The sequence below is a fragment of the Paenibacillus sp. GYB004 genome (genome assembly GCF_036577605.1).
Taxonomy (GTDB): domain Bacteria; phylum Bacillota; class Bacilli; order Paenibacillales; family NBRC-103111; genus Paenibacillus_AB; species Paenibacillus_AB oceani.
Genome location: NZ_JARBDB010000024.1, coordinates 1 through 820 on the forward strand (window position 1 = coordinate 1; position 820 = coordinate 820).

Annotated in this window: 3 pseudogenes; all 3 read left to right on the top strand. The window is 43.3% G+C overall.

Annotated elements, in window-relative coordinates:
- Nucleotides 1–125: pseudogene (locus PV433_RS10560) on the top strand (transposase); the annotation flags it as partial.
- Nucleotides 126–315: 190 nt separating this feature from the next.
- Nucleotides 316–441, top strand: a pseudogene (locus tag PV433_RS10565) (transposase); the annotation flags it as partial.
- A gap of 18 nt (nucleotides 442–459) precedes the next feature.
- Nucleotides 460–789, top strand: a pseudogene (locus PV433_RS10570) (RNA-guided endonuclease TnpB family protein); the annotation flags it as partial.
- Nucleotides 790–820: the final 31 nt, after the last annotated feature.

Consider the following 820-nt stretch of genomic DNA (forward strand, 5'->3'; position numbering starts at 1 on the left):
ACTTCACTATATCTGAAATTGAAAGCGACTCCGATCACATTCATCTCTTAGTGGAATGTACACCACAGCATTCAATACCTGGTATGATTAATGCGTTAAAAGGTGTTTCCGCGAGACTTTTGTTTAAGAGGTTGTTCAAAAAGTCCGCTTTTGATCACGAAGCCGATCAGGAAGCCAACTCAACATCGAATATGGAATTCAGCCGGAACTTCCGGTGCTCACGTAGCTTTCACTACGCTCCGCTCCTCATTTCCTAGCTTCATCCCATCTTCTCGGTGCTGAAAACCGGACTTTTTGAACTCGCACTTTAAAGAGTTTCCTGAGATTAAAAAGAGATTGTGGGGAGGCAATTTTTGGAATCCTTCTTATTTTGTTGCAACAGCCAGTGAACATACAAAAGAGCAGATAAGAACGTATATCCAAAATCAGAAAGTGAAGTGAAAAGCAATGGTAGTGAATAAAGCTTATAAATTCCTTGCGATTGAAGATTTACAGGTAGCCAATATGGTCAAGAATCGTAAGTTAGCCAAGGCCATTAGCGAGGTTTCCTGGTCGATGTTTCGCTCCATGCTAGAGTACAAAGCGAAGTGGTATGGCCGCATAGTAGTGGCTGTAGGCTCAACATTCGCATCTTCGCAATTATGCTCCTGCTGTAGCTATAAGCACAAAGATGTAAAAGATTTGAAGTTGCGCGAATGGGACTGCCCGGAATGTGGAGCGCATCACGACCGAGACTTTAACGCAAGCCTGAATATTCTTGCCGAAGGCAAAAGACTTCTTGCTGTGTAATCCTTACACGAACTGTCGGAACGACAGGGTT